General features: G+C 43.1%; 3 protein-coding genes. 1 reads left to right on the top strand and 2 read right to left on the bottom strand.

Translation table 11 applies throughout. The features are described 5' to 3' along the window. Positions 1-62: 62 nt before the first annotated feature. Both AACS98_RS10520 and AACS98_RS10515 read right to left on the bottom strand, forming a co-directional pair. Positions 63-1,037, bottom strand: a complete 975-nt coding sequence (locus AACS98_RS10520; RefSeq protein WP_066379284.1) for an SPFH domain-containing protein — start codon at positions 1,035-1,037, stop codon at positions 63-65. A 54-nt stretch (positions 1,038-1,091) separates the two neighbouring features. Beyond that, positions 1,092-1,529 (bottom strand): NfeD family protein, encoded by a 438-nt coding sequence (locus AACS98_RS10515; protein WP_066379275.1) that lies wholly within the window; start codon positions 1,527-1,529, stop codon positions 1,092-1,094. A 235-nt stretch (positions 1,530-1,764) separates the two neighbouring features. On the opposite strand from AACS98_RS10515, the gene AACS98_RS10510 reads away from it, so the two are divergent. After that, positions 1,765-3,750 carry a 4-Cys prefix domain-containing protein gene (locus AACS98_RS10510; RefSeq protein WP_066379272.1) on the top strand — a complete coding sequence of 662 codons (1,986 nt, stop codon included), beginning with the start codon at positions 1,765-1,767 and terminating at the stop codon, positions 3,748-3,750. The last annotated feature ends 149 nt before the right edge of the window (positions 3,751-3,899 follow it).

Below are 3,899 nucleotides of genomic sequence, written 5' to 3'. Positions count from 1 at the left end.
TAATGACTAATGACTAATGACTAATGACTAATGACTAATGACTAATGACTAATGACTAATGACTAACGCCCATTGCCGACAACATTCGTTTGCGTATCTGAAACAATAGAGCGTATACCTTCCAAGGTAGCAGGGATAGTACGCGGGTCGATAAACATCACCTTGCTACTATCGCTCTTACCGATAGTAGAACCCATATCTAGATAGCCTAAAGCTAACAACACTTCTAATGCTGGACGGGCGGTAGAATTGGAGTTGATTTTTTGGGATATAATTTCTGCGGATTCTGCGATCGCCTGAGCTTTGAGAACTTGTTGTTGACGTTCCGCTTGCGCTTTCATGACGATGGCTTTTTGTTCCGCCTCTGCCTGTAAAATTACAGACTTTTGCCGAGCTTCTGCATCTAAAATTTGGGCTTCCGCTTTACCTCTGGCACTATTAACAGCCGCTTCTCGCTCACCTTCAGAATTTAAAATTGCTGCCCGTCTGCGGCGTTCGGCTGACATTTGCAACTCCATCGACTCTCGCACCGCCTGAGAAGGTATAATATCTCGCAGTTCTACCCGCGTCACCTTCACACCCCAAGGATCAGTAGCAATATCCAAATCTCTTAACAAAATCTCATTAATTTGGGCGCGGGCGGTAAAAGTTTCGTCTAATTCCAATTGTCCCATTTCCGAGCGAATTTGAGTTAACACCAAATTCACCATTGCCGACTGGAGATTTTCTACCTTATACCAGGCTTTTTCCATATCCACAATCCGCCAATACACCACTGCATCCACTTCAATACCTACGTTGTCACGGGTGATACATTTTTGGGGTGGAATATCTAAAACTTTCTCTCGAATAGTTTCTTGATAGACAATTTTATCTAAAAAAGGAATAACAAAGTTCAGCCCAGGCTCAAGTTTTTTGTTATAACTACCTAATCTTTCTACTAACGCTGCATTACCCTGATTGACGACTTTAACAGAACCAGCAACGGCAGAACCCCCCAGTGCCAAAAATACAAGTAAAAAAAAGTTTTCTAACATTTATCGCTGCTCCTGAGTTTTTTGAACTAATGACTAATGACTAATGACTAACAACTAAAGACTATGCAACAAATTTTCTGGCATCACAATCAATGTAGTACCTTCCCTTCTAACTACATAAACCCTTTGATGCGCTGGAATGCTGAGTTGTTCGTCGTCGCATAACGCCCGCCAAGAATTGCCTTCGTAGAGAATGCGCCCTGTTTTACCTGCTGGAATTTCCGTTAAAGTCTCGGCTATAATTGCATCTTGAATTTTTGACTTGCGTCGTCGCGGTTGCAAAAACCGCCGAGAAAATAAAACCAACAAGGTAGAAAGCAATAGCCAAGCTATAACTTGCAACCATAAACTCGTCACACCGAATTGAGATAGCAGTGCCACAATTAAGGCACTAATACCCATCATGAAGGCGATAAAAGCCGACGGTAAAAATAGTTCTGTTAAACACAGTGCTGAACCTGCCACGAGCCAGATTAAAGTAGAACTCGGCATAGCTTCAACCTAGACACTACATCATGCAACGTACATTTATAAATATCTGAGAGTAGATACATACCGACACTAGCGGTTTACAGAAAAACTTAGTCTTTTTTGCAAATAATTGTGATTAAATTCAGTAACAATCTGTAGTCAGGACTAGACACATCCAGTCTATTCTAGGCTGCAAGTCTTTGACAGCTAAATTTAATCGAAATTCACAAGCCGATTTATTTTTAAATAAATACTTATGATTTCTACTCAAAGAGTAATTTACTGTATAAATCCAGACTGCGATAATCCGATTAATTCTGTGGGTGATCTGGTTTGTGCCAGTTGTCAAACTCCCTTGGTTTACCGTTATCTCTGGGCTACTGGCTCATTAACGGCGAAAACTCCCCTAGGTACAAAATTAGTAGATAGATATGAGGCGATCGCACAGCAAATTTACTTAGATACTCAACCAAGACTACCGCCAGCTATCCCCGCAGAATTACCACCAGTAGTTATTCCGTATTTACGCCTACAATCAGAGCGTTTGCACCTTCCCCAACCCTATGGCTTTGTTTCCAATGGGGAAGAAGGTACAAATGATATTCTGCTGCTAGAAAATGTCCCCATCGATGAGCAAGGAAATCTTTACCCCTGCCTTACCGCAGCTTGGCAGCAAGCCAAAGCAGTCAGACAAGTTTATTGGCTCTGGCAAATTCTTCAACTTTGGACACCGTTATCAAAATTCGGGCAGGCGCAAAGTTTACTCATCCCAGACAACCTGCGAGTTCAAGGTTGGTGTGTGCGACTTTTAGAACTACACACCACAACCAGTTCACCGCCTAGGTTACTGGATTTAGCCGACGCGTGGCAGCCTCTAGTAGAAGCCGCTAATCAGGCGATAGTCTCAGAATTAAGGCATATAGTCCAGCTAATGACTAACTCTGAGGTAGAGTTAGACACTATTAAAACTCAACTTAATAGTTTATTGCTCTCAACAGCCGCAGAATTACCATTAAATCTGAAGGTAGTAGGGGCTACAGATATAGGAATCCAACAACAACAAAATGAAGACACTTGTTACCCCAACACTAACGATAATCCAGATGATTCATTATTGCCTCATTTGTCTATTGTTTGCGATGGTATTGGGGGACATCAAGGCGGCGAAGTAGCAAGTCAATTAGCAATCCAGTCTTTAAAATTACAAATCCGTGCTTTATTAGCAGAGGTAGCCGAACAAACTGAACTTGTGCCACCCAAATTGTTACAAGAACAGTTAGAGGCTTGCATCAGGGTAGTGAATAACCTGATTAGCTCCCGTAATGACGAACTGAAACGCCAAGGCAGAGAACGAATGGCGACAACTCTGGTGATGGCTTTACAAGTGCCGCAACGAGCCTTGAAACAGTCTGGTGGGCAGTCTAACAACGCCCATGAGCTTTACTTGGCTAGTGTGGGTGATAGTCGCGCTTACTGGATAACTCGTAACTACTGCCAACAACTTACCATAGATAATGATGTGGCAACTAGGGAGGTGCGCTTGGCACGGGCTATGTATCGTCAAGCACTCCAAAAACCAGAGGCTCACGCCTTAACTCAAGCCTTGGGTATTAGAGATGCGGAAGGCTTAAGGTTGGTAATTCAAAGGTTTATCTTGGATGAAGATGGTATATTACTACTGTGTTCAGATGGTTTAAGTGATAACAATTTAGTAGAAAAATATTGGCAGGATTACGCATTACCTGTATTAACAGGACAGTTGGCGGTGGAAGATGCCGTCCGTGAATGGATTAATTTAGCCAACGAAAAAAATGGTCATGATAATACTTCAGTGGTGCTGACTTTTTGCCGGATTGCCAAAGACTCCTTAGTGCCGATACCGCCGCCACCACCGCCACCAGTAGCAATTCCGCCATCAGAACCACCAGAAACCGAAGTATCTGCTTTGGCAGAAATTGAAGCAGAATCTGACTTGGCAGAAATTGCACAAACAACATTAACAGAAAGTTCTCAAGCACTGTTAAATTTGGATTTGGCAGAGGATGAACCCAGCCCAGCCCCAGCGCAAAAACCAACTCGTCAACGTCAGCCTTTTTTACTGCTAGGAGGATTATTCGCTTTGCTAGTAGCGGGGACTGGAATCGGACTGTTTGCTTGGTGGCAACTCCATCCGCAAACTTTGCAACAAATGTGCCGAAAATTACCCTCTAGTGTCCAACAACTTTGTCCACCACAGGAATGATTTTTCTGTCCTGTTGACACTCCCACGGCTAAAAGCCGATGGGATTCTTGATTCATCCAGTCCACTTACCATAATCAGTTTCCTAATTACGCCAGAGGTGGGTCTGTCCACAAGCTTTTTACTCCATTACAGAAGCCAGATCCGGTATG

Source organism: Anabaena sp. CA = ATCC 33047 (assembly GCF_963870205.1).
Taxonomy (GTDB): Bacteria; Cyanobacteriota; Cyanobacteriia; order Cyanobacteriales; family Nostocaceae; genus Trichormus.
This window is presented reverse-complemented; position numbering and strand designations above follow the sequence as displayed.